Annotated in this window: 25 protein-coding genes; 7 read left to right on the forward strand and 18 right to left on the reverse strand. The window is 37.7% G+C overall.

Annotated features, from left to right (window positions below):
* Positions 1-19: 19 nt before the first annotated feature.
* The 9 genes from AC1DDK_RS07465 to AC1DDK_RS07505 all read right to left on the reverse strand — a co-directional run bounded on the left by AC1DDK_RS07465 (position 20) and on the right by AC1DDK_RS07505 (position 9,052).
* Complete coding sequence (locus tag AC1DDK_RS07465; protein WP_172661469.1) at positions 20-1,084, reverse strand: agmatine deiminase family protein; 1,065 nt, start codon at positions 1,082-1,084, stop codon at positions 20-22.
* Positions 1,085-1,093: 9 nt separating this feature from the next.
* Positions 1,094-1,969: a carbon-nitrogen hydrolase gene (locus tag AC1DDK_RS07470; RefSeq protein WP_337717202.1), complete on the reverse strand. Its 876-nt coding sequence runs from the start codon at positions 1,967-1,969 to the stop codon at positions 1,094-1,096.
* A 74-nt stretch (positions 1,970-2,043) separates the two neighbouring features.
* Positions 2,044-2,307 carry a cysteine-rich CWC family protein gene (locus AC1DDK_RS07475; RefSeq protein WP_246269603.1) on the reverse strand — a complete coding sequence of 88 codons (264 nt, stop codon included), beginning with the start codon at positions 2,305-2,307 and terminating at the stop codon, positions 2,044-2,046.
* 232 nt (positions 2,308-2,539) lie between these two features.
* Entirely contained in the window at positions 2,540-4,918 is a 2,379-nt protein-coding gene (locus AC1DDK_RS07480; protein WP_172661471.1) for a ribonucleoside-diphosphate reductase subunit alpha, read from the reverse strand.
* A gap of 106 nt (positions 4,919-5,024) precedes the next feature.
* On the reverse strand, positions 5,025-5,999 hold the full coding sequence (locus AC1DDK_RS07485; protein WP_068893168.1) for a ribonucleoside-diphosphate reductase small subunit: 975 nt from the start codon (positions 5,997-5,999) through the stop codon (positions 5,025-5,027).
* Positions 6,000-6,379: 380 nt separating this feature from the next.
* The gene (locus AC1DDK_RS07490) at positions 6,380-6,814 is read right to left on the reverse strand and encodes a septal ring lytic transglycosylase RlpA family protein (protein WP_246269606.1); all 435 of its coding nucleotides are present in this window, start codon (positions 6,812-6,814) and stop codon (positions 6,380-6,382) included.
* 109 nt (positions 6,815-6,923) lie between these two features.
* Positions 6,924-7,403: a methionine-R-sulfoxide reductase gene (locus AC1DDK_RS07495; RefSeq protein ID WP_288882952.1), complete on the reverse strand. Its 480-nt coding sequence runs from the start codon at positions 7,401-7,403 to the stop codon at positions 6,924-6,926.
* A gap of 136 nt (positions 7,404-7,539) precedes the next feature.
* Positions 7,540-8,412: a succinate--CoA ligase subunit alpha gene (gene sucD / locus AC1DDK_RS07500; RefSeq protein ID WP_048907383.1), complete on the reverse strand. Its 873-nt coding sequence runs from the start codon at positions 8,410-8,412 to the stop codon at positions 7,540-7,542.
* 67 nt (positions 8,413-8,479) lie between these two features.
* Entirely contained in the window at positions 8,480-9,052 is a 573-nt protein-coding gene (locus tag AC1DDK_RS07505; RefSeq protein ID WP_288882948.1) for a TMEM175 family protein, read from the reverse strand.
* 95 nt (positions 9,053-9,147) lie between these two features.
* Between AC1DDK_RS07505 and AC1DDK_RS07510 the strand changes: the two genes are divergently transcribed.
* Positions 9,148-9,579: a hypothetical protein gene (locus AC1DDK_RS07510; protein WP_172661475.1), complete on the forward strand. Its 432-nt coding sequence runs from the start codon at positions 9,148-9,150 to the stop codon at positions 9,577-9,579.
* A 6-nt stretch (positions 9,580-9,585) separates the two neighbouring features.
* Here AC1DDK_RS07510 and AC1DDK_RS07515 read toward each other — a convergent pair whose 3' ends face one another.
* Together AC1DDK_RS07515 and dctA are read right to left on the reverse strand one after the other, a co-directional pair.
* Positions 9,586-10,410, reverse strand: coding sequence for a 3-keto-disaccharide hydrolase (locus AC1DDK_RS07515; protein ID WP_288882947.1), 825 nt, complete (start codon positions 10,408-10,410; stop codon positions 9,586-9,588).
* A 44-nt stretch (positions 10,411-10,454) separates the two neighbouring features.
* Positions 10,455-11,729, reverse strand: a complete 1,275-nt coding sequence (gene dctA / locus AC1DDK_RS07520; RefSeq protein WP_172661477.1) for a C4-dicarboxylate transporter DctA — start codon at positions 11,727-11,729, stop codon at positions 10,455-10,457.
* A gap of 45 nt (positions 11,730-11,774) precedes the next feature.
* Between dctA and AC1DDK_RS07525 the strand changes: the two genes are divergently transcribed.
* From AC1DDK_RS07525 to AC1DDK_RS07535, 3 genes are all read left to right on the forward strand, one after another.
* Positions 11,775-12,041, forward strand: coding sequence for a hypothetical protein (locus AC1DDK_RS07525; RefSeq protein WP_172661478.1), 267 nt, complete (start codon positions 11,775-11,777; stop codon positions 12,039-12,041).
* Complete coding sequence (locus tag AC1DDK_RS07530; protein ID WP_172661479.1) at positions 12,042-12,614, forward strand: Crp/Fnr family transcriptional regulator; 573 nt, start codon at positions 12,042-12,044, stop codon at positions 12,612-12,614.
* 72 nt (positions 12,615-12,686) lie between these two features.
* Positions 12,687-13,121 carry a carboxymuconolactone decarboxylase family protein gene (locus AC1DDK_RS07535; protein WP_288882942.1) on the forward strand — a complete coding sequence of 145 codons (435 nt, stop codon included), beginning with the start codon at positions 12,687-12,689 and terminating at the stop codon, positions 13,119-13,121.
* Here the strand turns inward: AC1DDK_RS07535 and AC1DDK_RS07540 are convergent, their stop codons facing one another.
* Complete coding sequence (locus AC1DDK_RS07540; protein ID WP_172661481.1) at positions 13,122-13,748, reverse strand: gluconate 2-dehydrogenase subunit 3 family protein; 627 nt, start codon at positions 13,746-13,748, stop codon at positions 13,122-13,124.
* Between the two features lie 16 nt (positions 13,749-13,764).
* Positions 13,765-15,501: a GMC family oxidoreductase gene (locus AC1DDK_RS07545; RefSeq protein WP_337717204.1), complete on the reverse strand. Its 1,737-nt coding sequence runs from the start codon at positions 15,499-15,501 to the stop codon at positions 13,765-13,767.
* Positions 15,502-15,769: 268 nt separating this feature from the next.
* On the opposite strand from AC1DDK_RS07545, the gene AC1DDK_RS07550 reads away from it, so the two are divergent.
* Entirely contained in the window at positions 15,770-16,414 is a 645-nt protein-coding gene (locus AC1DDK_RS07550; RefSeq protein ID WP_172661483.1) for a DsbA family oxidoreductase, read from the forward strand.
* 255 nt (positions 16,415-16,669) lie between these two features.
* Here AC1DDK_RS07550 and AC1DDK_RS07555 read toward each other — a convergent pair whose 3' ends face one another.
* Complete coding sequence (locus AC1DDK_RS07555) at positions 16,670-18,442, reverse strand: ABC transporter ATP-binding protein (protein WP_288882940.1); 1,773 nt, start codon at positions 18,440-18,442, stop codon at positions 16,670-16,672.
* A gap of 3 nt (positions 18,443-18,445) precedes the next feature.
* Positions 18,446-19,210 carry a tRNA pseudouridine(38-40) synthase TruA gene (truA, locus tag AC1DDK_RS07560; protein ID WP_288882938.1) on the reverse strand — a complete coding sequence of 255 codons (765 nt, stop codon included), beginning with the start codon at positions 19,208-19,210 and terminating at the stop codon, positions 18,446-18,448.
* An 89-nt stretch (positions 19,211-19,299) separates the two neighbouring features.
* Here truA and AC1DDK_RS07565 point away from each other — a divergent pair, with 89 nt between their 5' ends.
* Complete coding sequence (locus AC1DDK_RS07565) at positions 19,300-19,764, forward strand: DUF4293 domain-containing protein (RefSeq protein WP_172661486.1); 465 nt, start codon at positions 19,300-19,302, stop codon at positions 19,762-19,764.
* Between the two features lie 84 nt (positions 19,765-19,848).
* Positions 19,849-21,720 (forward strand): DEAD/DEAH box helicase, encoded by a 1,872-nt coding sequence (locus tag AC1DDK_RS07570; protein WP_288882937.1) that lies wholly within the window; start codon positions 19,849-19,851, stop codon positions 21,718-21,720.
* 63 nt (positions 21,721-21,783) lie between these two features.
* On the opposite strand, the gene AC1DDK_RS07575 is transcribed toward AC1DDK_RS07570, so the two are convergent.
* The 3 genes from AC1DDK_RS07575 to AC1DDK_RS07585 form a co-directional block, all read right to left on the reverse strand.
* Positions 21,784-22,125 (reverse strand): hypothetical protein, encoded by a 342-nt coding sequence (locus AC1DDK_RS07575; protein WP_216854403.1) that lies wholly within the window; start codon positions 22,123-22,125, stop codon positions 21,784-21,786.
* Between the two features lie 46 nt (positions 22,126-22,171).
* On the reverse strand, positions 22,172-23,170 hold the full coding sequence (locus AC1DDK_RS07580; RefSeq protein WP_172661488.1) for an NAD(P)H-dependent glycerol-3-phosphate dehydrogenase: 999 nt from the start codon (positions 23,168-23,170) through the stop codon (positions 22,172-22,174).
* An 82-nt stretch (positions 23,171-23,252) separates the two neighbouring features.
* Complete coding sequence (locus AC1DDK_RS07585) at positions 23,253-24,593, reverse strand: efflux RND transporter periplasmic adaptor subunit (RefSeq protein ID WP_172661489.1); 1,341 nt, start codon at positions 24,591-24,593, stop codon at positions 23,253-23,255.
* Positions 24,594-24,626 lie beyond the last annotated feature (33 nt).

Genomic DNA, 24,626 nt, shown 5'->3' on the forward strand with positions numbered 1-24,626 from the left:
TATCAATTATAAAAAGCGATTAGATTGCCGGTTCTTGTTGACTAAGGCAATGAAAACTTCCTAATCCCCAAATAATATCTGTAGAGTCAATTCCTACAACTTTTCTATCCGGAAAAACGCCTCGTATAATTTCTAAAGCTTTTTCATCATTCACATCTCTAAAAGTGGGCACAATTACCGCAGCATTTGCAATATAAAAATTTGCATATGATGCAGGTAACCTGGTATCCTCGTGTATTACCGGCGAAGGCATTGGCAATTTCACAATATTCAAAGGTTTCCCGTTTAATAATCGTAAAGTCTTTAATGTCTCCAGGTTCTCCTGTAACAGCAGATAATTTTCATCCAGAGGATTACTTTCCACAACTGTTAAAACGGTGTCCTCGTTAACAAAACGGGTAATGTCGTCAATATGGCCATCTGTATCATCCCCAACTATTCCATCTCCTAACCACAACACCTGTTCAGCGCCATAAAATTCTTTTAGGTACTCTTCAATCTGCTCCTTATTTAAATGAGGATTTCTGTTTTCATTTAATAAACAAGCCGTTGTTGTAAGTATTGTTCCTGCCCCATTAAATTCAACAGATCCGCCCTCCATCACAATATCAGGATGATAAACAGATAAATTAAAATGTTCAGCTATTTTGGTTGGGATTACGTCATCAAGATCATACGGAGGATATTTGCCCCCCCACGCATTATATCCCCAATCCACAATTGCTTTTTTCCCGGTTGGCTTATTTAATAAAAAAGCCGGTCCATGATCTCTGCACCAGGCATCATTGCTTGGATTAAAATAAAACTCTATCTGAGTTAAATCAGCCCCCACCTTTTCCAATTCAGAAATAGCAAAAGCTTTAGTCTCCTCATTGTTAATATTAATCCTAACTTTTTCACCTGTTGCCACGATTTTAATAAACTGGCAATAAGGTTCATATATAGTTTCAATCTTACCTGGCCATGATTCTTCCTTATGGGGCCAACTTAACCATGTTGCATCATGTTTTTCCCATTCAGCAGGAAAGCTAAAGCCTAATTTTTTCGGACTGCTGTTAAATATTACTTCGTTAAATGATGACATTTTTAAATCTTAATCTTCGTCAATAAATCTTTTAGTAATTGGCTGATAAGAATCTATTCTACGATCTCTTAAGAAGGGCCAATGTTTACGAAAGAAATCAGACTCAGATAAATCTATTTCTACTACTTTAGTTTCTTCATTATCATGTGAACCCAAATAAAGCAATTTACCCTGAGCATTTGTTGCAAAACTTCCACCCCAGAACTTCATGGCTCCATCTTGTTCAAGTCCAACACGGTTTACACTCACCACAGGTACTCCATTGGCAACAGCGTGAGAACGCTGAATAGTCTGCCATGCATTATATTGATCCTTATTTGTTTCCTCATCCTGATCTGTAGCCCAACCTATAGCTGTTGGATAAAACATAATCTCTGCACCCATCAAAGCAGTAATACGTGACGCTTCAGGATACCACTGATCCCAGCAGATTAAGATACCGATTTTAGCAAATTTGGTTTGAAAAACCTTATAACCTAAATCACCCGGAGTGAAGTAAAACTTCTCATAAAAAGCAGGATCATCAGGAATATGCATTTTACGGTACTTGCCAAGATAAGTTCCATCAGCATCTAAAACAGCTGTTGTATTGTGATACAGGCCCGCTGTACGCTTCTCGAATAAAGAAGCAATAATCACTACGCCCAATTCTTTAGCAATGACTTGTAAAGCATCTGTGGAAGGACCGGGAATAGCCTCAGCCAAGTTGAAGTTGTCATAATCTTCAACATCACAAAAGTAAAGGGAAGTAAAAAGTTCTTGCAAACACACAATTTGTGCACCTTTTGCTGCTGCTTCCCTGATTTTTAAAATTGCTTTATCTAAATTTTCTTGTTTATTACTGGTACAGCTCATCTGCACCAATCCAACTTGTACTTTTGCCATTCTTTGTTAACAAATAATTTGACGCAAAGTTAGCCAAAAAAAATAAAAGATAGGAGGCTCAAAACCAGCTATACTTATGAAGCAACGGCATCCCTGTACTCCTGCTGAAGCTCAAAAAGACATTTAGCGCATAAACAACCATCGTGTAATTCGCTAATGTACTGTACCTCATTTAAGTCCAGCTGTACAACACTACACTGGCATTTAGTGTACGAGTTAGCTTTACACTCTATTGGTGTACCACAACGTTCGCAGGGTATGATTTCGTGTTTAGCCATTAACCACAAAGATACAAGATCAGAAACTAATGGCTCCTGATTGCCTGTTAAAAATGACAAATAGAATATTAAACATAAACCTCGTTGCAAATTATATTAAGAATGAAAAAAGAATTTTGTTAGACAATAGTCTAACCAAGTCTAAGAAGAGTCTGACTTGAGTCTGAGGTGAGTCTTATCTGTTTGCATCTCCAACTAGATTCCTACATGGTTAAATTCAGGATGAGGAAGCACAAAAAAAGAGCAGGTATTTGGTACCTGCTCTTTAAATATATTAATTATTAAATTATTATTAACCTGAACAGCTGATGCATCCTTCTTCCATTGAACAAACCGGTCCTTCAACAATCTCTTCGGCACTTTGTTCAATATGCTCAGGAATTACAGGCTCCATGTTTTTACCTGCCTGGTTCTCTACTGTAAATTTAACAGCTTGAGAGGCTGCTTGAGTACGTAGATAATACATACCAGTTTTCAATCCTTTTTTCCAAGCATAGAAATGCATTGAAGTTAATTTAGAAGTATTTGGTGCATTAATGAATAAGTTTAGAGATTGAGACTGGCAAATGTAAGCACCTCTGTCGGCAGCCATATCAATAATGCTACGCATTTTTATTTCCCAAACTGTTTTGTACAATTCTTTAATATAGTCAGGAATCTCAGCAATCTCCTGAATAGAACCGTTAGCTAAAATAATTCTGTCTTTCATAGCTGGGGTCCATAAACCTAAAGCTACAAGGTCTTTTAATAAGTGTTTATTAACAACAATAAACTCACCGCTCAATACCCTTCTGGTATAGATATTAGAAGTATATGGTTCAAAACACTCATTGTTACCCAAAATCTGCGAAGTAGAAGCTGTAGGCATTGGCGCAACCAGCAATGAATTGTAAACACCATCTTTAACCACTTTTTCGCGCAAAGTTTCCCAATCCCATCTTCCACTATCTGGTTTCACATTCCAAAGATCGAATTGGAATTTACCTTCAGATAAAGGAGATCCTTTAAATGTTTGGTAAGGGCCGTTTTTAACTGCAAGGTCATGAGAAGCAGTCATTGCAGCAAAATAAATTGTTTCAAAGATTTCTTTGTTCAATTCACGCGCACCTTCACTTTCAAAAGGCAAACGCATTAAAATAAACGCATCGGCTAAACCTTGTACACCTAAACCAATTGGTCTGTGGCGCATGTTTGAATTTCTAGCTTCTTCTACCGGATAATAGTTATAATCGATAATCTTGTTCAGGTTTAAAGTAGCCTGATAAGTAACATCATATAATTTTTGGTGATCAAATTCACCATTAATTACATATCTAGGTAGAGCTAAAGATGCAAGATTACAAACTGCAACTTCATCTTTAGATGTATACTCAATAATTTCAGTACAAAGGTTAGAGCTCTTAATTGTACCCAGATTTTGCTGATTAGATTTGCTATTCGCAGCATCTTTATATAACAAATAAGGTGTACCGGTTTCAATTTGCGAATCAAGGATAGCAAACCATAATTCCTGAGCTTTTATAGTTTTACGAGCTCTTCCTTCTTTTTCATAACGCTCATATAAAGCATCAAACTCTTCGCCAAAGCAATCAGCTAAGCCTGGTGCTTCATGCGGACAGAATAAGCTCCAATCGCCATTCTCTTCCACACGCCTCATGAACAAATCACAAACCCACAGTGCATAGAACAAATCACGCGCACGCAATTCTTCTTTACCGTGGTTTTTGCGCAAGTCTAAGAAGCTCAATACATCAGCATGCCAAGGCTCTAAATAAATTGCAAAAGCACCTTTACGCTTACCTCCACCTTGATCTACATAACGCGCGGTATCGTTAAATACCTTTAGCATTGGTACAATACCATTACTTGTTCCGTTAGTACCACCAATGTAAGATCCGGTAGCACGAATGTTATGGATACTTAAACCAATACCACCGGCACTTTGAGAGATCTTAGCTGTTTGTTTCAATGTATCATAAATACCTTCAATGCTATCATCCTGCATAGTTAACAAGAAGCACGACGACATTTGAGGTTTAGGAGTAGCAGCATTAAATAAGGTTGGCGTAGCATGAGTAAACCAACGCTCGCTCATCAGGTTATACGTAGCTATAGCACTTTCAATATCACCTTTATGGATCCCCACAGACACACGCATAAATAAATGCTGAGGACGTTCAACTATCTGTCCGTCTACCTTTAACAAGTAAGATTTCTCGAGTGTTTTGAACCCGAAATAATCAAACCCAAAATCTCTGTCATATATAATTGTGCTGTCAAGCGTGTCAGCATTTTCTTTAATTACTTCCCAAACATCATCAGCAATAAGAGAGGCTGATTTACCTGTTTTAGAGTCAATATAGTTATACAACATCTCCATCGTTTTAGAGAAAGATTTAGTTGTATTCTTATGAAGGTTAGATACAGCAATACGTGAAGCAAGCAAAGCATAATCCGGATGTTTGGTTGTCAAAGAGGCTGCGGTTTCAGCTGCAAGGTTATCCAATTCAGATGTTGTAACCCCATCATATAAACCTTCAATCACTTTCTTGGCTACATCTATCGGATCTACAAGTTCAGCGTTAAAACCATAGCATAACTTTTCAATACGGGCAGTTATTTTGTCAAACCTTACCGCTTCCTTGCGGCCATCTCTTTTTATTACAAACATATTTTTCAGGTATTTATGGTGCATATTGGGTTTGTGATGAGCAACCCCAGCATCGGCACCGAATTAATTATTTATTTATATTACTTATCGCCTAACCCGATAAGTTTTAAAAATCATCGTCTAAAGAGAAAGCCGCAGCTTTATCTTCTGTAGAGGTTAATACACCACTTTTCTGGTAATCACCAACTCTTTTTTCAAAGAAATTCGTTTTACCTTGTAGTGATATCATCTCCATAAAATCAAATGGGTTGGTTGCATTATAGATTTTAGTATAACCAAGCTCTTGCACCCATCTGTCTGCAACAAACTCAATGTACTGCGACATTAGCTTTGCATTCATTCCAATCAGTGCCACAGGTAAGGCATCTGTAATAAATTCTTTTTCTATTTCTACAGCATCCTTAATGATACCGTGAACTTGTTCTTCAGTAAGCTTATTCTTAAGCATACCATACAACAAACAAGCAAATTCGCAATGTGAACCCTCATCTCTGGAGATCAGCTCATTACTGAATGTTAAACCTGGCATTAACCCTCGTTTCTTTAACCAGAATATAGAGCAGAAACTTCCGCTAAAGAAAATACCCTCAACAGCTGCAAAAGCTACCAAACGTTCAGCAAAATTACCACCTTCTATCCAGCGTAATGCCCATTCCGCTTTTCTCTTAACACAGGGAACAGTCTCTATTGCGTGGAACAACCTATCCTTTTCATCAGGATCTTTTATATAAGTATCAATTAACAATGCATATGTTTCTGAGTGGATGTTTTCCATCATGATCTGGAACCCGTAAAAGCAACGTGCTTCAGGCAACTGAACTTCACTCATAAAATTTACTGCAAGGTTTTCGTTTACAATACCATCACTTGCAGAGAAGAAAGCCAAAATATGAGAAATAAAATGTCTCTCCCCGTCATTTAGGTTATCCCAATGTTTCTGGTCATCAGAAAGATCAATTTCTTCTGCCGTCCAAAAACTAGCCTCACTCTTTTTATACATTTCCCAAATTGCCGGATATTTAATCGGTAAAAGAACAAAACGGTCTTTGTTTTCTTTTAATAATACTTCTTCTTCTTGCATAAGCCTTTGTTTAACGTAGTGAATGATTGAACTATGAAAAACCCTTAATAAACGCTAACAGTCGACAAAACCATACTTAATTTAAAGATTTGAAAAGACTTGAATTTCTCTGGCAACCTTAATCAACTAAATATTAAACCTTTAACTGAAAATCTACGTGTGATTTATTAAAGAATTTTACTTAAACAAATATAAAGTATGAGGCCTTTTTTGCAGAACAAAGTTGTTAACACGTTGTTAGATTTGGCTGTTTAAAAGATCAGATTTCAGTCATAATCAACCACCAAAAAAGCTAATTATTTCTTTTTAAGGGGATAGTAAAAACTTTTGAATGTTAATAATTTAAAAAAGCTGACTTTATATCCCCTAAAGTTTAAAAATTACTCGGTATCTGGCAGATAGCTAATTTCAAGTTTAGCAACCCCTTTTCCATAGAACCCAAGCTCTTTTGCCGCGCCTTCAGAAAGGTCTATTTTGAATTTTCTGGAATGCGGACCTCTGTCATTTATTTCGACGTCCACAGATCTGCCATTTATTGGATTAGTAACCGTTACTATTGTCCCAAATGGTAAGGACATGTGAGCGGCAGTCATTTTTTTACCCCGATACCTTACACCGCTTGTAGTTCTTCGTCCTTCAAACTTCTTTGCGTAATATGTAGCGTAAACGGTTTTAGAGATTAATTTAGAAGATAGATTGGATGACGATCTTGCTGTTGTTTCAGGGGCCGATTCTGATGTCGTTCCGTCTGAAATATCCTGGGAAAAACCCATAAAAGAAATCAGCATACCGCATAACAATAAACAATACTTCATATTTACTATAGTTGGTGAACGTGCAAACATAAGTAAACTAAACACTTATAAACAAGTAATGCCCGACAAGTTATCATCGGGCATTATACTTATGTCATTCCAAAAGATTTTATTTCTTATCGGGCACAAAACTCATAGAAATTGAGTTCACACAGTTACGAGTATTTTTAGATGTGAAGCCTTCTCCCAAAAATACATGACCTAAATGTGCTTTACAATTTGCGCATACAATTTCTGTACGCTGTCCGTCTGCATCAGGTATTCTTAACACTGCTCCTTTTATTTCATCATCAAAACTTGGCCATCCGCAATGCGATTCAAATTTTGATTCCGAGCGGTATAATGGTGCATTACATCGTCTGCAGATATAGGTTCCTTTTTCTTTGTTATTCAACAATGCTCCGGTTCCAGGATATTCAGTACCCTTCCGCACTATTACATCCTCTTCTTCTTTAGTTAATTTATTCCACTCCATATTATTGGTTGTTTTTTTGACTTCTTCTTTTTTGGGCTTTTGCGCACATGCTACAAAGCTAGTTATCACTAACAAGCCCGCTAGCATAAATGTTTTATTAATTAAAGCTTTCATTTGCATATTATTTAATACAAGGTACGAACTAAAGCCTCCAGCGGTTTCATAATTGAAGTAATAATAATGTCAGTTATAAAAAAAGCTCCGATGAATGATATCACCAGAGCCTTTGCATTATACAAGAAGATCTTTATTATTTCTTTAACAAGGCAGCCATAGCTTCCCCAATTTCAGCAGGACTTGCTACAACGTGAATACCGCATTCTGCCATAATTTTCATTTTTGCTGCAGCAGTATCATCTGCGCCGCCAACAATTGCACCCGCATGGCCCATTCTACGTCCGGCAGGAGCAGTTTGACCGGCAATAAAACCTACAACAGGTTTTGTGCCATTTTCTTTAATCCAACGCGCTGCTTCAGCTTCCATACCACCACCAATTTCACCAATCATGATGATACCTTCAGTTTCCGGATCGTTCATCAACAACTCAACTGCTTCTTTAGTAGTAGTACCAATGATAGGGTCACCACCAATACCAATAGCAGTAGTAATACCTAAACCTGCTTTTACTACCTGATCAACAGCTTCGTAAGTTAAAGTACCAGATTTAGAAACTACACCAACAGTACCTTTTTTAAAGATGAAACCCGGCATAATACCAATTTTAGCCTCATCAGCAGTGATAACACCTGGACAGTTAGGACCGATTAAACGGCAATCTCTGTCAGAAATATATTCTTTAACCTGAATCATATCCTTAGTAGGAATACCTTCAGTAATACAAACAATAACTTTAATACCTGCTTCGGCAGCTTCCATAATAGCATCTGCAGCAAACGCAGGGGGAACAAATATAATAGATACATTAGCACCGGCCTTATCAACCGCATCCTTTACAGTATTAAATACTGGTTTATCTAAATGAGTTTGGCCACCTTTACCTGGTGTAACACCGCCAACAACGTTCGTTCCGTACTCAATCATTTGAGAAGCATGATAAGTACCCTCATTTCCTGTAAAGCCTTGAACAATAACTTTTGAATCCTTATTTACTAAAACACTCATGTATCTTTATTTTTTTGTGCAAACTTAGATAAAATAGTTTTCAATTACAATTTTATCCGCCTCTCCGTTAAGCTATCTTTTTTTCCACTCTTCTTTCGGGTATAAACCAGATTATTGCAATAAAAACATAACATGCTATACCTACCCATGGGGTTATAAAACTGCCTCCAATTGCAACTACGTAAGCTAAGCAGGAAACAGTGTCTTTTATGGTTGTGCCAAATGTATTCGCAAACTCAGAATCTGGCCCATGTAACTTTTTCAATGCACTTTCCAGAATAAAATAAGCCATGGCTGCCATAAACATTACACAACCATACATTACCACTGGCCAGGTTTCATAATGATTCTCTCCCATCCACGCAGTAGCAAAGGGGAACAGTGAGAGCCAGAAAAGCAGATGCAGATTAGCCCACAACACCTTTCCATTAACCTTTTTAGCCAGCTGCATCATATGATGGTGGTTATTCCAATAGATACCAACGAAGATAAAACTGAGCACATAACTCATAAAAACAGGAATAAGTGGCGTCAGTGCCTGCAAAGAACTTCCATGGGGAACTTTCAGCTCCAAAACCATAATGGTGATAATAATAGCTAAAACGCCATCACTAAATGCTTCTAATCTGTTCTTATTCATAAATTAAAGATATATTAATTCAATATTTTTTCAAACTACGCCCAAATACTCATTTATTTGTAAGGCTAAGATCAACCTTATCGCAAAAAAACAATATGAAACCGCTTAAAATTTATTTTAAAATCCTACAAACAGGAAATGGGAAATATCTCAAAACTAAAAATGAGGTAAGCAACCTTATTGTAGATATTATTGACAGGAACCCGACTAAATCATCATCGGCGATAAGGGAAATAGCTATTGAGGACTTTAAAAATAATGATAAAGCTCAAAAAACACTATGTACAAGCGCACGTTTCTTTATTCAAAGCATTTCTGACATTGAAGTTGCCATTACTTTCTTACCACAGGAAAAATTAGCACAAGAACAATTTTACACCCAATGGAGATATGTTCAAAAATCTGAACCATATAGACTTGTACAGTACTTAGATGAAAACAGGCTTGTGGTATATAGCGACAAAACAAAAGTGCTGCATACCGTAAAACTGGACAAAGATGTGTCTGTAATAGTTGAAGAAGAATAACTCCTTTTAGTTCTTAGCAGGTCTCTTTACACGAGACAGATCTTTTATTTCGATGTTTTTAAAGTCAACAGGTTGGCCTTCGCTTTGCAGAGCGATAAAGCCGCTGCTTAATAATTTGCCATCTATTTTGATTTTAGGATCATATCCATTTGCTACGCCTCCACCGATCTGGGGTTTAGAGTATTGCAATACTGTATCACCATTAATAATATGAGTGATCAAAGAATCGCCAAGAACAATCAACTCTCCCCGTACCCACTGATCGCCGTCATATGTTTTTGAGGTAGAGTTTAAGCAGTGAGAATCTGCTATTTTGCCCTTATAAACCACATTGGTTCCGGGTGAGCACATATTGCCCGTAGGTCTTGGGTTTCCGTCACCCAGGCCAGCAAGAAGTTGCATCTCAATAGAGATTGGCCAATCCTGCTCTTTTAACATTGTTCTCGGATCCTGCGAATGAAACATTACACCGCTATTTAACAAAGTATAATCAGGGGCTCCTTTTTGCAGTTTTCCTACAAAACGATATTCAAATTTCAAATGATAATAAGAGAATGGCGTTTTATAATACAGGTGCGCAAACTGATCATTAAAATCTCCATATTGATCATACCGCACTTTAATGATACCATCTTCAACCCTAAAAGTATTTCCAAAATTCACACCAAATTCATGATGATGTACCTTTACAAACCAATCCTTAATGTCTTTACCATTAAACAAAGGGACCCAACCTTTTTTGTCATCAGATTGGTTTGAGCTTTGCTTAATTCCTCCGCAGCCTGCAAAAAGAAGACAAGAAATCAAGGCTATAAATGTATATTTTTTCATGTTATGTGTGGTTTATTTAGTTGGAGGCAAAATACAATAAAAAATTAAATATCCGATTCCTCCATGCTTTCAATGGAAGCAGGTTGAATCGCAAGCTTATATTTCTCTTCATCAAATTCGTTTTCGCTTTTGGCAATTACAATCGTTGCAATTCCATTTCCAATCATATTTGTTATAGCCCTGGCTTCAGACATAAACCTATCTACTCCTATTAAAATCCCTATATGTTCAACCGGCATTAGTTTCAAAGCGGTTAAGGTAGACACTAATACAATAAACCCACTGCCAGTAACCCCGGCAGCTCCTTTTGATGTGACCATCAAAACAGCAAGCACACCTAGCTGTTCTCCTATTGAAAGATCTACATTAAAGACCTGACACAAAAATATAACTGCCATAGAAAGATAAATTGCCGTTCCATCCAGATTAAAAGAATAACCGGTAGGTATAACCAAACCAACAACAGATTTATCACAACCAATGGCTTCCATTTTCTTCATCATACTAGGTAAAACAGACTCAGAAGAGGAAGTACCCAAAACAATCAGGATCTCCTGTCGAATATATTTCAAATACTCTAATAAGCTAAATTTATAAAACCTGCAGATGGCGTTTAGCACTACAAAAATAAATAAGAAACAGGTTAGATAAACTGAACCCATTAGCTTCGCCATAGGCAACAACGTTTTTAATCCATAAGTACCAATGCTAAATGCCATCCCCCCAAAGGCACCCAACGGAGCAAGTCGCATCACTATCTTCATGATATTAAAAAATACCTTTGCCATTTTATCAAAAAAACTAAGCAATGGCTGCCCACTATCGCCAAGCTTATTTAAACCATAGCCAAATAAAATGGCAAAGAATAATATCTGTAAAATATCTCCTTTGCTAAAGGCCTCAAAAACATTATGAGGTATTATGTTCGCAAAAAACTCTAACCAATTAATTTTGCCTGCTTGTTCAGTATATGCTTTTATTTTACTCACATCACCCGTTGTAGGGTGAACACCAATCCCAGGCTTTAATAAATTGGCAACCACCATTCCAATTAAAATGGCTACAGTAGTAACCACCTCAAAATATAAAAGAGCTTTCCCTCCAACACGCCCAACTTTCTTCATATCGCCCATATGGGCTATTCCCAGAACTATTGTTAAAAATATGATGGGAGCAATGAGCATACTGATCATTTTAATAAAACTCTGGCTTATAAGTTCGGCATGTGGGGCGAAACCCGGGAAAAAAGTACCGACAATAATCCCTAAAGCAATAGCCACTAAAACCTGAAAAGTAAGATTCGAAAGGATAGATTTCATTATACTATAATAGTGAAATTTTGTTTAATGTATTAGCTTTATGGCATGGAAAGCGAAAACAAAAATCCTTACGTACAGTTCAACGGTAAAATCCTAAAGGATTGGAAAGACAATGGAGTAAAATACATCAAGCTTGTAGAGTTGGAAACCGACCTTACTGTTAAGTTTTTCGAGCTTATTCCGGATTCTGAGATTCCTGATTCCGGCGAAACAATATATCATATAGAATCAGATGATATTACCGAGCTTTTAGAGCCGGTAGCTAAAGTGAAATTTCTGGTACACGAAATCTATCTTGAAGAGGAGGAGTAAATGTATCCTGAACTTTTAGCCCACATTAAAAGATATGTACAACTTGAGTCGTATGAAGAGCAATTGTTATGCGATAGCATCGAGCTTAAAATACTTAAAAAGAAAGAGTATCTTCTGGAAGCAGGTAAATTATGCAAGGGAGATTATTTTATTGTCAAGGGCTGTTTAAGGCAATTTTACATTAATAAAAAACTGAACGAGCAGATTATAAACTTCGGTCTGGAAAACTGGTGGATAGCAGATCAGGACAGCCTACTGAACAAACAACCATCTACAACCAATATCCAGGCTATAGAACCCTCAGAACTTTTGTTTCTGAGTGAAAAGAATAAAACAGTCTTGTTCGAAAAAGTACCTCGATTGGAAAGTTACTTCCGCATAATGATGCAAAAAGCGTTTGTTGCCTCACAACGCCGGATAGGCTATATTTTTAACCAAACTGAAGAAGAACGTTACAGGCATTTCTCAAGTTTATTCCCTGATTTCATGCAACGTGTACCACAATACATGTTAGCTTCTTATCTAGGTTTTACTCCACAATTTCTTAGTCGCTTAAGAGCTAAAAAGCAATAAACTTTCTTAACCACAGTTCATTTTTCTAAGGTACTTTATTGCTCAACTTTGGTACAACAAAAACAAATAGTTATGAGTAATAGAATTAGAATTAACCAGGTAGAGCCAGCAGCTTACAAAGCAATGTTGGCGTTTGATAGTTATGTGGAACAAAGCAATCTTACCACTAAACATAAGGACCTCATCAAAATAAGGGCCTCTCAAATTAATGGATGTGCTTACTGTATCGATCTGCACACCCGCGATGCACGCAAAGCGGGTGAAACAGAACAAAGAATTTATGCCCTTAATGCATGGAGAGAAACTCCATTTTTTGATGAGCAGGAACGTGCCTTGTTAGCACTTACAGAAGAAGTAACTTTTATTAACAACAAAGTATCTAATGAAAGTTACAATAATGCTGCTGCACTTTTTGACCATGTTTACCTTGCTCAGATAATCATGGCCATAATTAGTATCAATGCGTGGAATAGAATTGGGATAAGCACCGGAATGGAGCCGAAATAACTACACCCCTTCCATACCGTATTGCTTTAGCACATCTGCCGGTACACCTTCCCAACGGTTAGGTACATTGCCAACATAACCGAGGTCCTTAATACCGATCTCGGTTGTAAAGAATCCTGAAGCAGTGAGGTCTCGCATCAAACTAAAGAAAGCCACACCTTGTTGCATTCCTGGTTTTACTTTCTTTGGATATGCAATGTCATCAACCATCTCAATTTGCTGAGTTGATGATGCATCTTTAAAAGTTTTCTGATAGCGGTTTAAACATTGCAGATCAAGCCACTTTAGTCCACCGCGCATCGGAGTTTGATGTCCTGGCATATCCTTAACAATGAACTCAATAAAATCAGGCACTTTGGCATCCGAAGCGCTTCCTGATTTGTCATCCTTAGGAATAATAATATCCGCTAAAAGCGTTATTGTTGCCATTTCATGTTCGGTAAAGAACTTCCATGAATTTAATTTCTTATCACGTTCTACTTCAAACTCCTGTCTTCCAGGTTGGGCTTCGCCATCAGCACCTTTGGCAACAACTTCCGGTTCTTTTCCCGGTTTACAGGCTTCAAGCACCACACCTGCGCTAATTGCAGTAAGGCCCAAAGCTTTTAATGAATCACGTCTGTTCATATATATCGATTTGAGATCAGCTAATGTTTAAGGTTTTCTTTTGTGCTAAAATGTACTCTGCAGTACGCATAGAAAGCGCAAGAATTGTCCAGGTAGCATTTTTATCACCTTGTTGTACAAAAGGAGCAGCATCTACTACAAAAAGATTTTTACAATCATGAGCCTGGCACCATCTGTTTAATGCAGATTTTTTAGGATCATCACCCATTCTTACCGTGCCAACTTCGTGTATAATCTTTCCGGGCGCTTCTAATCCGTAGCTTGTTTCCGCACCAGGAGGCTCAGAGGCAATTGCCCCCATTGCATGCATAATTTCCTTAAAGGTTTCCTGCATGTGTTTTGCTTGCTTTACTTCTTCCGGGGCCCATTTATAGTTAAATCTAAGTACCGGTATTCCGTATTTATCTACTACGTTTGGATCTATTTCGCAATAGTTACTTTCCCTGGCTATAGCGGTTCCTCTACCCGCCATCCCAACTTCGGTTCCATAAAAGCGCCTGTAATCATCCTTTAACCCAGCACCATATCCGCCGGCTTCTTTCATTTTACCGTCCCTACCAGGTATAGAACCGTTCATACCCTCTATGCCCCAGCCAAATCCATAACCAGGCATACTAAGTCCGCCACCATATTCTATGTGATAACCTCTTGGGAAATCAAGTTTTTTATTATCAAGCCACCATGGGGAATATATATGTATACTTCCGGCACCATCTTCGTTATATCTTTTGCGATCTACCAACTGAGGCAGGTATCCACTCATACTGGCTCCAGTAGAATCATGCAGGTATTTACCAACTATTCCACTACTATTCGCCAATCCGTCAGGATGGGCAGCAGATTTAGAATTAAGTAATAACCTTGCAGATTCACATGCACTGGCACCCAGAATAATGGTCTTACCTTTTACCTGGTATTCTTGCATATCCTTTGTATTTACATAAGATACTCCCGTTGCTTTTCCGCTTTTATCAGTTAACACCTCTCTTACCATCGCATTGGTAATAACAGTTAGGTTTCCTGTTTTTACTGCCGGAATCACCAGGCAAGACGATGATGAAAAGTCGGCATAAACTTTACATGATCTTCCGCACTGACCGCAATAAAAGCATTGCCCCCGATCTTTATTGTCTTTTAATGCTTCGGTAAGTACAGAACCTCTGCCAGGAATTACAGTTACCCCAACTTTTTGAGCTGCTTTTTTTATAAATAGTTCATTAAGTCTTGGTTTCGGAGGTGTCATAAATATCCCATCAGGCTCACTTTCTATGCCCTCTACTGTACCATAAAGACCAATCATCCTATCTACCCTATCATAAAAAGGTTTTAGCTCCTGGTAAGTAATAGGCCAGGGATCAGTTAGTCCATCCTTAGGTTTAAAATCATCTGGACCCATTCTCAAAGAGATACGACCCCAGTGATTTGTTCTTCCACCAAGCATTCTGGAACGAAACCAGGCAAACTCCGAATTATTTTTCTGAGTATATGGTTCTCCTTCTAGCTCCCATCCGCCATAAGCAGCATCAAAATCACCAAAGTGTCGGGTAGTACCCGCTCCTCTTCTTGGCGACTCCCATGGCCACTTCAGTTGTTGAGAGTCTATTCTCGGATCAAAATAAGCACCAGCTTCCAGCATTAAAACTTTCAAACCTGCATTGGCAAGTACATATCCGGTCATACCTCCTCCGGCACCTGATCCTACAATGACAGCATCATATTCGACGCCCGATTTCTTGATTTCAAATTCGCTCATTTATAATCTGATTTTTTTTTAAAATAACGATTTACGGAGCATTTTATTCCTAAAACCATTGTCTGTAACAACAATAATGGCTTAGGCTAAAATAAGCACTTAATAATAAGTAATATACAAATTTTAACAATCCACAGAAAAATTAGAACTTATTTATAACCACTCTAATTAAAGTCCATTATAGTCCATCGAGCTAACATTAATCATACAAAACTCATAATTAACAACATAACTATATAAATAAATCCATATGTCTAAATTTGCTTCAATGAAGGTAGATATTTGGTCGGACGTGCGTTGCCCGTTCTGTTATATAGGAAAAAGAAAATTTGAGGCCGCTCTGGAACAATTTGAGCATAAGGATAAAGTTGAAGTTGAATGGCATAGTTACGAGCTTGATCCACATGCTGAAACTGCTCCGGAAATTAGCTCTTATGATCATCTTGCCAACAGATATGGCAGATCAAGAGAATGGGCTATAGAAACTCATGAGCATGTAACAGAAACTGCTGCAGCAGTAGGTTTAGATTTCAATTTTGACATCTCGGTTGTAGCAAATTCTTTTGATGCCCACAGATTAATTCAACTGGCAAAGTCAATGGGACTGGGTGATGAAGCCGAAGAACAATTATTTAAAGCACATTTTACAGATGGCATTAATATCAGCGATCATCAATCACTAATTGAAATAGGCACAAAGATCGGTCTCGACAAATTATCTGTACAAACTATGCTGAACGGCACCGATTTTACAGACGAAGTAAGATATGATGAAAACGCCGCCCAAACCATCGGGATTAAAGGGGTTCCTTTTTTTATATTTAATCAGAAACTTGCTGTATCAGGAGCACAATCACCGGAAACGTTTTTAGGTGCGTTGAATCAGGCATTTCAAAATAACATCGAAAAATAAGCATTCTCTTTCAAAGTCTGGAATCTTTTGCCCCTGAAAAAGGGACAAAATTTCCTAGGCCTTTTCTGAGAAACTGATTTTTCAGGAAAACCCACCGTCTATTTTTTTAAATCTACTCACATATATCCATATCGCATAGCTAGTGCATCTTGCATAACTTATTTTCCAGAAAAAATCCTTGTTCTTCGAAGACATGCAGATTTTTCCCTTCAAAAATCTGAGGATGAGAAGAATCAAGAATTTTTTCCTCTTGTTTTAAACTGATGTAGAAATACCGGTAGAGTTAAATTGCAAATCGTACAATCTCTTGTAATACCCATCAAGTTTAAGTAATTGCTGGTGTGTTCCCATTTCCTTGATCTCGCCCTTCTCCAATACAAGAATTTTATCTGCTTTCTGTATAGTTGACAGGCGGTGTGCAATCACAATAGAAGTACGTCCCTTCATTAAGTTCTCTATAGCTCGTTGAATAAGCATTTCCGTTTCCGTATCTACAGAAGATGTAGCCTCATCAAGCACAAGAATAGCTGGATCGTAAACCAGCGCTCTGATAAAAGAAATCAATTGTGCCTGCCCTGCAGATAATGTTGCACCGCGCTCCATCACATTGTACTGATAACCTCCTGGTAATCGCTCAATAAAATCATGAGCCCCTACTTTTTTTGCGGCATCAACAACCTCTTCCATCGTAATCGCATCATTATTGAGCGTTATATTATTAAAAATGGTATCCGAAAAAAGGAAAACGTCCTGCAACACAGTCGCAATTTTATTCCTTAAATAACTTAATTCATAATCCTGTATTCTTGTTCCATCAACTTTAATCTCTCCTTTTTGAATTTCGTAAAAACGGTTCAAGATATTTATTGTCGAGGATTTCCCGGCACCGGTTGCTCCAACAAGGGCAACTGTTTTACCTGCTTCAACTTCAAAAGATATATCTTTCAATACATAATTCTCATCATTATATGCAAACCAAACCTTTTCAAAGGAAATATTGCCTTTCATGATTTCAGGAGCATAAGTACCTCTATCCTCTGTAACCTCATTCGTGTCCAAAACCTTAAATACACGTTCGGCACCAACCATACCCATTTGCAGGGTATTGAACTTATCCGCGAGCTCACGGATTGGTCTGAAAAGCATACCGATGTACATAATGAACTCGGTAATAATACCAGGTTTAATTGTTGGATTGCTAAGGATCGTTCTGGCTCCATACCATACTAACAAACCAAGTGACATAGCAGAAATAATTTCCACTACAGGAAAAAATATAGAGTAATACCAGTTAGAGCGGATGTTCGCATCGCGATAGCGTCCATTAATTTTCAAAAACTTATTATACTCTTGTTTCTCTCTGGCAAAATATTGAATAATTGAAACCCCGGTAATATGTTCTTGCAGATAGGTATTCAAGTTAGATACTTCCGTTCTGATTTCCTGAAAGGCAGATTTAATTGCTTTCTGAAAAATTGAAGTAGCAATAATAAGTAAAGGCATTGGCAATAAAACCACAAGTGTTAAGGCCCAATCTTCATATACCATCACGCCTATGATCACAATCACCATTAAAATATCGCCTATAATTACAATTAAACCTTCCGAGAAAATCTCAGCAATGGTTTCGAGATCCGAAACTGTCCGGGTAATTAACTGACCAATAGGTGTATTATCAAAGTACTTCAATCGCAACTTAGTAATATGATTAAACACATTTATTCTTAAATCACGAATTGCCGACTGCCCCAGCGTATTTGTAAGTAAGGTGTGGCTATACTGTACCCCGGTTTGAACAACAAGCAATACAAGCATTAGTATGGTCATATTTAGTAACCCGCTGTAATCTCCGGTAACAATGTGATGGTCCAGCGTATACCCGATAAGAATAGGTCTTAATGGAGCAAGAACAGCTAGGAGTATAGTAAGGATTACCGAAATTATAAAGATGCGCTGATACGGTTTTACATATTGAAAAACCCTTTTCAACAACCCTACATTAATTACATCACCGGTTATTTTAGACATATTTTATTTTACAAAAGGGTAGATTACGCTTACAAGATACAAACCACATGCAGGTACTGATTGTCCGGCATTACTTCTGTTCTTACTTTCTATTATTTCTTTAAATTGTTCCAGGTTAATTTCATTTTTACCAATCCGTACCAAGGTACCAACAATTGCGCGAACCATATTTCTTAAAAAGCGATCTGCTCTGATGGTAAACAATAAAGATTCATCCTTTACCTGAAAATGCGCTTCGGTAATTTTACAATTATTAGTAAATGTTTGCGTATTAGATTTACTGAAACAAGAGAAATCTGTATGTTTCAACAAAATCCCTGCAGCCTCATTCATTGCTGCAACATCAAGATCTCCTTTATATAGCCACGATCTATCTAGCTTAAATGGATCTTTATGAAAATGTATATGATAATGATAAGCTCTTTCTGTTGCACCAAAACGTGCATGGGCCGTATTTTCAACCTCAAAAATACGTTTCACTGATATTTGGTATGGCAATAGAGAATTTATACCTGTAACAGAACGTTCAAAATTCAATGGTTTAACTTCATTCGTTTCGTTATCTTGTACAATATCAAAGTGCGCATAAAATTGGGTAGCATGTACACCAGCATCTGTCCGTCCGCAGCCAAGTGTAACTATAGGTTGCCTAAAATACGTAGACAGCGCCTTGTCCAGGCATTCCTGTACAGTAACGGCATTAGGCTGTACTTGCCAGCCATGATAACTTGTTCCGTTGTACGACAATTCAATAAAATACCGTTGCATATTCAATTGTACAAAATTATCTTTTTAATCGGATATCGGATTGGTTACTATTTGCCTTTTAATATATTTGTTGAAATTATTGAACTGATATGATACAACGCGTACAATCTATATGGCTGCTTTTGGCTGCACTCACCCTAATCTGTCTGTTTTTCATTCCTTTAATAACTAAAAGTGTGAATAACACAGAGTATCTTTTATATCTTGATGGCCATCAGCAATCAATTAAGGGGGTAAATGACGCTAGTACCGCTGTCACCCCTTTGGGAGCAATGATCATAAATGGAGTTGCAGTATTAGTATGCCTTATTTGTATATTTCAGTTTAAAAATCGCGCTATGCAAAAGCGACTGATCATGATCAATATTGTGCTGATCGTTGTTACAGCCATTTTATCAGCTTTAAACGCTTCACTTTTACCGGGGGGAATAAACGGTTCGTCTATCCATTTCGGCTCTTCGCTATTCGTTCTGGCTATAATATTTTGTCTACTTTCAATACGTGGAATCCGTAAAGACGAGCAATTATTAAGGTCGGCCGACAGACTAAGATAATTAATTAGCTCATTTTTATTTAGTTACGTATCTGTAAAATACCAAATATTAAGCTTACCTTTGCGGCTTAATAAATTATTATACATGATAAACCCATTTAGTAAATTGGGGATAAGTGATGACGTTGTTAATGCTGTAAAGGATTTAGGTTTCGAAAATCCAACACCTATTCAGGAACAAAGTATTCCTGTACTGTTAGAGGGCAATAACGATTTTGTTGGTTTGGCCCAAACAGGAACAGGAAAAACAGCCGCATTTGGTTTGCCGCTGTTAGAATTGATAGACTTTAAAAGCAATAAGCCTCAGGCATTGATTTTATGCCCTACAAGAGAGCTTTGCTTGCAGATTACCAGCGACATCAAGAATTTCTCAAAAAACATCTCTGGTGCTAATGTAGTTGCCGTTTACGGTGGCGCAAACATTATGCAACAGTTGCGTGAAATTAGAAACGGTGTACAAATTGTAGTGGCTACACCCGGCCGTATGTTGGACATTATTGGCCGTAAGGCTATAGATTTCAGTAATGTGAAATTTGTAGTTTTAGATGAGGCTGATGAAATGTTAAACATGGGCTTCCAGGAAGACATCAACGACATCTTGTCAACAACTCCTGACGACAAAAAAACATGGTTATTCTCTGCAACTATGCCTCCAGAGGTTAGAAGAATAGCTAAAAATTACATGGATCAGCCGGTTGAGCTAACCATGGGAACAAAAAACACAGGTAATGTAAACATTGAACACGAATACTATATCGTTCGTGCAAGAGATAAATACGCTGCCTTAAAACGTATTGTAGATTTTAATCCTGAAATTTTTGCAGTAGTATTCTGCAAAACCAAATTGGATACTCAAGACGTTGCTGAACACTTAATTAAAGATGGCTACAATGCTGATGCATTGCATGGAGATCTTTCTCAGCAACAACGTGATAAAGTTATGCAACGTTTCCGCGATCGTAACATGCAGTTGCTTATTGCTACTGACGTTGCTGCACGTGGTATTGATGTAAATAACGTTACTCACGTAATCAATTACTCTTTACCTGACGAAATTGAAAGTTATACTCACCGTAGTGGCCGTACCGGTCGTGCAGGTAAAACAGGTATTTCAATCTGTATCGTTAACTCTAAAGAGATTGGTAAAATCCGTCAAATTGAAAGGATCATCGGTAAACAGTTTACTAAAGCTGAACTACCTACAGGTTTTGATGTTTGCGAAAAACAATTATTTGCTTTAGTACACAAAGTTCACAATGTTGAAGTTAACGAAAACCAAATCGAGCAGTACATGCCTCGTATTATGGATGAGTTTGCTGAACTAAGCAAAGATGAGGTAATTAAACGTTTTGCATCTTTAGAGTTTAACCGCTTTTTAGAGTATTACAAAAATGCACCTGATCTTAATTCATCTGCTGATGACAGAGGTGAGCGCGGCGAACGTGGTGAACGTGGAGAAAGAAGTCACAGAGGTAGCGAAGGTTACACTCGTTTATTTATAAACCTGGGTTCTGTTGATGATTTTACAAGAGGTGATCTATTATCTTTTGTATGTAACAATGGTAAAATCAGCGGAAAAAGCATTGGTAAAATTGACCTAAAAGGTGTTTATTCATTCTTTGAAGTTGAAAATGCAACTGTTGAGTCTTTATTCAACAACTTTAAAGGAGTTGAATTTAATAACCGTGGTGTAAGGATTGAAAAAACTGCAGATAGTGATGGTGGCGGTCGTAGTCGTGGTGGCTCAGGCGGTGGCAGACGTGAAGGCGGAAGCTATGGCGGTGGAAGACGCGAAGGCGGAGGAGAGAGAAGAAGCTACAGCGGTGGCGGTGGTGGAAGACGTGAAGGCGGAAACAGCAGCGGTGGTGGCGGTGGTTTCAGAGATTTCTCTGGAAGAAGCCGTGAAGACAGAGGCGGAAGACGTGAAGGCGGAAACGACAGAAAACGCAGATCTTAATTATAGATCTTCTTTATAAGAAAAAAGCCCTCCAGAAATTCTGGAGGGCTTTTTTATAGGCGCTTAATGTTTTACTGGTCTATCTTTAATCTCAGAAGCCTTAAGATACACCTTAGCTCCTTTTTTATTAATGTAATACTTCTTATTCTTGCCGTCAATATATACATCTGTGCCATCAGGTGCCATTTTCCCTTTATAGGTCTGATCAACAACTTTAGCACTGCCTTTTACAGCTACTTCAGCCGTTTTGTTTCCTACCTTTTTCGCTGTTTTGCCTATTGCTTTACCAGTTTTATCGAGTGCCCCGCCTACTGTTTCCTTTTTCTTATCCTGTGCATTACTGTTAAAAGAAACGGCTGTGCATAGCGCCAGAGCTAATAAGCCCATCGCAAATTTTGTTTTCATAGTTATCTGTTTATATAAAAAACAACTATATCCACATTTTGTTTACTTAATTGAGTTGCTCTGTAAGCAAGCGCATTTCAATATGGGGCGAATGCTTTTCGTATAGAATAGCATAAACAGCCCTGCTAATTGGCATATCAACCTTATATTTCTTGTTTACATGGTGCATAGAATTTACCGCATAATAACCTTCGGCTACCATATTCATCTCTAATTGTGCTGATTTTACAGTATAACCTTTGCCAATCATATTGCCAAAAGTCCGATTACGGCTAAATTGAGAATATGCCGTAACCAGCAAATCTCCTAGATAGGCCGACTCTTTAATATCCCTCGAAATGGGATGAACGGCATCTACAAATCTTTTAATCTCCCTGATAGCATTAGATATTAACACCGCCTGGAAATTATCTCCATAACCTACGCCATGGCAAATCCCACTGGCTACGGCATAAATATTCTTCAGAACAGCAGCATATTCAGTACCAAAAATATCATCAGAAATATTGGTTTTAATATACCTTGTGGCCAACAACCTTGCAAAGATTGCGGCAAGCTCCAAATTGGTAGAAGCAATAGTTAGATAAGACAATTTCTCCAAAGCAACCTCTTCTGCATGGCAAGGCCCGCTTATAACTACTATATCTTCATACGGCACATTATATTTTTGATTAAGAAATTCACCAATGATTAGATTTTCATCTGGTACAATCCCCTTAATTGCGGAAATGATCTTCTTTCCCTTTAATTGTTCCGGGCTCACACCATCCAGTGTCTCCTTTAAAAATGCTGCCGGCACATTCAAAATGATGTACTCTGCCTTTTCAATAATATCAGAGATATTGTTGGATATATTATCTTCAGGAATTCTGATTTCAACAGAACTCAGATAATTCGGGTTATGCTTATACTTCTGCAAATGCGTTATCGATTCCTGATTGCGCATCCACCAATAGATTTCCTTAGCAGTAAAATTATCTGAAAGCATTTTTATGATTGCAGTAGCCCAACTACCGCCACCAATCATTGCAACTTTAGGTATCATAACTTATAAATAAAAAACCCCGGTTTATTGTTTTAAACCGGGGGCAATTTACTTATTTTAAATGACTGATATCGCTTACTTTCTATTTGGGAGCAGCAAACAATTGATCCTTAGTGGTTTTTTCTACTTTCATACCATCCTTTAATCTGTTTTGAATTGCAGAGTAAGGACCTGTTACCACTTCCTGATTCGCTTTAAGCCCGGATTTAATAATGATGTATTGATCATTTTGAATTCCTGTAGTAACCTCAGTACGTTTTACTGTGCCATTATTAAACACATATACATACTGTTTAATGGTTTTATCAGAAAGCTTAGATTTTTGTTTGTCTACATTTTGATCATTATCAGCAGGCTTTTCGGCTTTAGACTTATCTTCTGTAAATACAGATTGAATAGGAATTGCTAACCCTTTTAAAGATTCACTTTCGATATCCACTGTTGCAGACATTCCTGGTCTGAATGGAGATGGAAGATCTTTTGCTCCTCCCTTAATATTACTATATGATTCAGCTAAAATACGAACCTTAACGTTGAAATTCGTTACCTGATCCACAGTGCTTGTTGCGGTACCCACATCTTTAGATGAACTTGCTATTTCAGTTACAATGCCTTTAAATTTTGTATCGGCAAATGCATCAACCTCTATAATAGAGCTATCACCAACATTTACCCTGTTAATGTCGTTCTCATTCACATCCACGTTTACTTCCATAGATGACAAGTTGGAAATACGCATAATCTCTGTACCTGCCATTTGAGCTGTACCAAGAATACGATCTCCCAATTCAACTGACAATTTAGAGATAACTCCATCAACCGGAGCGTATATAGTAGCTTTAGCAAGGTTAGCTCCTGCCTCTTTAACATTAGCACCACCTTCCTGCAAGCTGTATTTTGCACTGGTAACCATAGCTTTCAACCTGGCGATATCGGCTAAGGCACCAAAATATTGCGCTTTGGCGGCATCAAATTCTGAAGCTGAGATCACTTTTTTAGTAAAAAGTTCCTGACTTCTTTTATAGCTGGCTTCAGTATTATCAAAATTTGCATTGGCTTGTTTCAACTGTTGCTCTGCAGCCACTACCTGGGCTTTCTGAGTATTATTTGAAGCTACAGCTCTTTCAAATCCTGACTGAAGTACATCTGGCCTAACTTTAATCAGCAATTGGCCTTTTTTAACCACATCACCTTCTTTAACCAAAAGTTCAGTAACCTCACCCGATACTTCAGAGCTTAGTTTTACTTCAGTTTCAGGCTGTACTTTTCCACTGGCAGTAACCGTTTCAACAACTTTTCTGTCAGCCGCCTTTTCAATCGTCACCTTCTCGGTCTTATCTCCTCCTATTAAGCCGGTAAATTTTGCTACCGCCAATAATACGAGAATAACTCCTATTGCAATTAGTATGGGTTTTAGTTTCATTTGAGTTTATTTATTTTTTTATCATTTATAATC

The organism is Pedobacter sp. 05T44, from assembly GCF_056395985.1.

Coding starts and splice junctions, on each gene's coding strand:
- AC1DDK_RS07465 (WP_172661469.1), bottom strand. CDS start 1,084: ATGTCATCATTTAACGAAGTAATATTTAACAGCAGTCCGAAAAAATTA.
- AC1DDK_RS07470 (WP_337717202.1), bottom strand. CDS start 1,969: ATGGCAAAAGTACAAGTTGGATTGGTGCAGATGAGCTGTACCAGTAAT.
- AC1DDK_RS07480 (WP_172661471.1), bottom strand. CDS start 4,918: ATGTTTGTAATAAAAAGAGATGGCCGCAAGGAAGCGGTAAGGTTTGAC.
- AC1DDK_RS07485 (WP_068893168.1), bottom strand. CDS start 5,999: ATGCAAGAAGAAGAAGTATTATTAAAAGAAAACAAAGACCGTTTTGTT.
- AC1DDK_RS07490 (WP_246269606.1), bottom strand. CDS start 6,814: ATGAAGTATTGTTTATTGTTATGCGGTATGCTGATTTCTTTTATGGGT.
- AC1DDK_RS07495 (WP_288882952.1), bottom strand. CDS start 7,403: ATGAAAGCTTTAATTAATAAAACATTTATGCTAGCGGGCTTGTTAGTG.
- sucD (WP_048907383.1), bottom strand. CDS start 8,412: ATGAGTGTTTTAGTAAATAAGGATTCAAAAGTTATTGTTCAAGGCTTT.
- AC1DDK_RS07505 (WP_288882948.1), bottom strand. CDS start 9,052: ATGAATAAGAACAGATTAGAAGCATTTAGTGATGGCGTTTTAGCTATT.
- AC1DDK_RS07510 (WP_172661475.1), top strand. CDS start 9,148: ATGAAACCGCTTAAAATTTATTTTAAAATCCTACAAACAGGAAATGGG.
- AC1DDK_RS07515 (WP_288882947.1), bottom strand. CDS start 10,410: ATGAAAAAATATACATTTATAGCCTTGATTTCTTGTCTTCTTTTTGCA.
- dctA (WP_172661477.1), bottom strand. CDS start 11,729: ATGAAATCTATCCTTTCGAATCTTACTTTTCAGGTTTTAGTGGCTATT.
- AC1DDK_RS07525 (WP_172661478.1), top strand. CDS start 11,775: ATGGAAAGCGAAAACAAAAATCCTTACGTACAGTTCAACGGTAAAATC.
- AC1DDK_RS07530 (WP_172661479.1), top strand. CDS start 12,042: ATGTATCCTGAACTTTTAGCCCACATTAAAAGATATGTACAACTTGAG.
- AC1DDK_RS07535 (WP_288882942.1), top strand. CDS start 12,687: ATGAGTAATAGAATTAGAATTAACCAGGTAGAGCCAGCAGCTTACAAA.
- AC1DDK_RS07540 (WP_172661481.1), bottom strand. CDS start 13,748: ATGAACAGACGTGATTCATTAAAAGCTTTGGGCCTTACTGCAATTAGC.
- AC1DDK_RS07545 (WP_337717204.1), bottom strand. CDS start 15,501: ATGAGCGAATTTGAAATCAAGAAATCGGGCGTCGAATATGATGCTGTC.
- AC1DDK_RS07550 (WP_172661483.1), top strand. CDS start 15,770: ATGAAGGTAGATATTTGGTCGGACGTGCGTTGCCCGTTCTGTTATATA.
- AC1DDK_RS07555 (WP_288882940.1), bottom strand. CDS start 18,442: ATGTCTAAAATAACCGGTGATGTAATTAATGTAGGGTTGTTGAAAAGG.
- truA (WP_288882938.1), bottom strand. CDS start 19,210: ATGCAACGGTATTTTATTGAATTGTCGTACAACGGAACAAGTTATCAT.
- AC1DDK_RS07565 (WP_172661486.1), top strand. CDS start 19,300: ATGATACAACGCGTACAATCTATATGGCTGCTTTTGGCTGCACTCACC.
- AC1DDK_RS07570 (WP_288882937.1), top strand. CDS start 19,849: ATGATAAACCCATTTAGTAAATTGGGGATAAGTGATGACGTTGTTAAT.
- AC1DDK_RS07575 (WP_216854403.1), bottom strand. CDS start 22,125: ATGAAAACAAAATTTGCGATGGGCTTATTAGCTCTGGCGCTATGCACA.
- AC1DDK_RS07580 (WP_172661488.1), bottom strand. CDS start 23,170: ATGATACCTAAAGTTGCAATGATTGGTGGCGGTAGTTGGGCTACTGCA.
- AC1DDK_RS07585 (WP_172661489.1), bottom strand. CDS start 24,593: ATGAAACTAAAACCCATACTAATTGCAATAGGAGTTATTCTCGTATTA.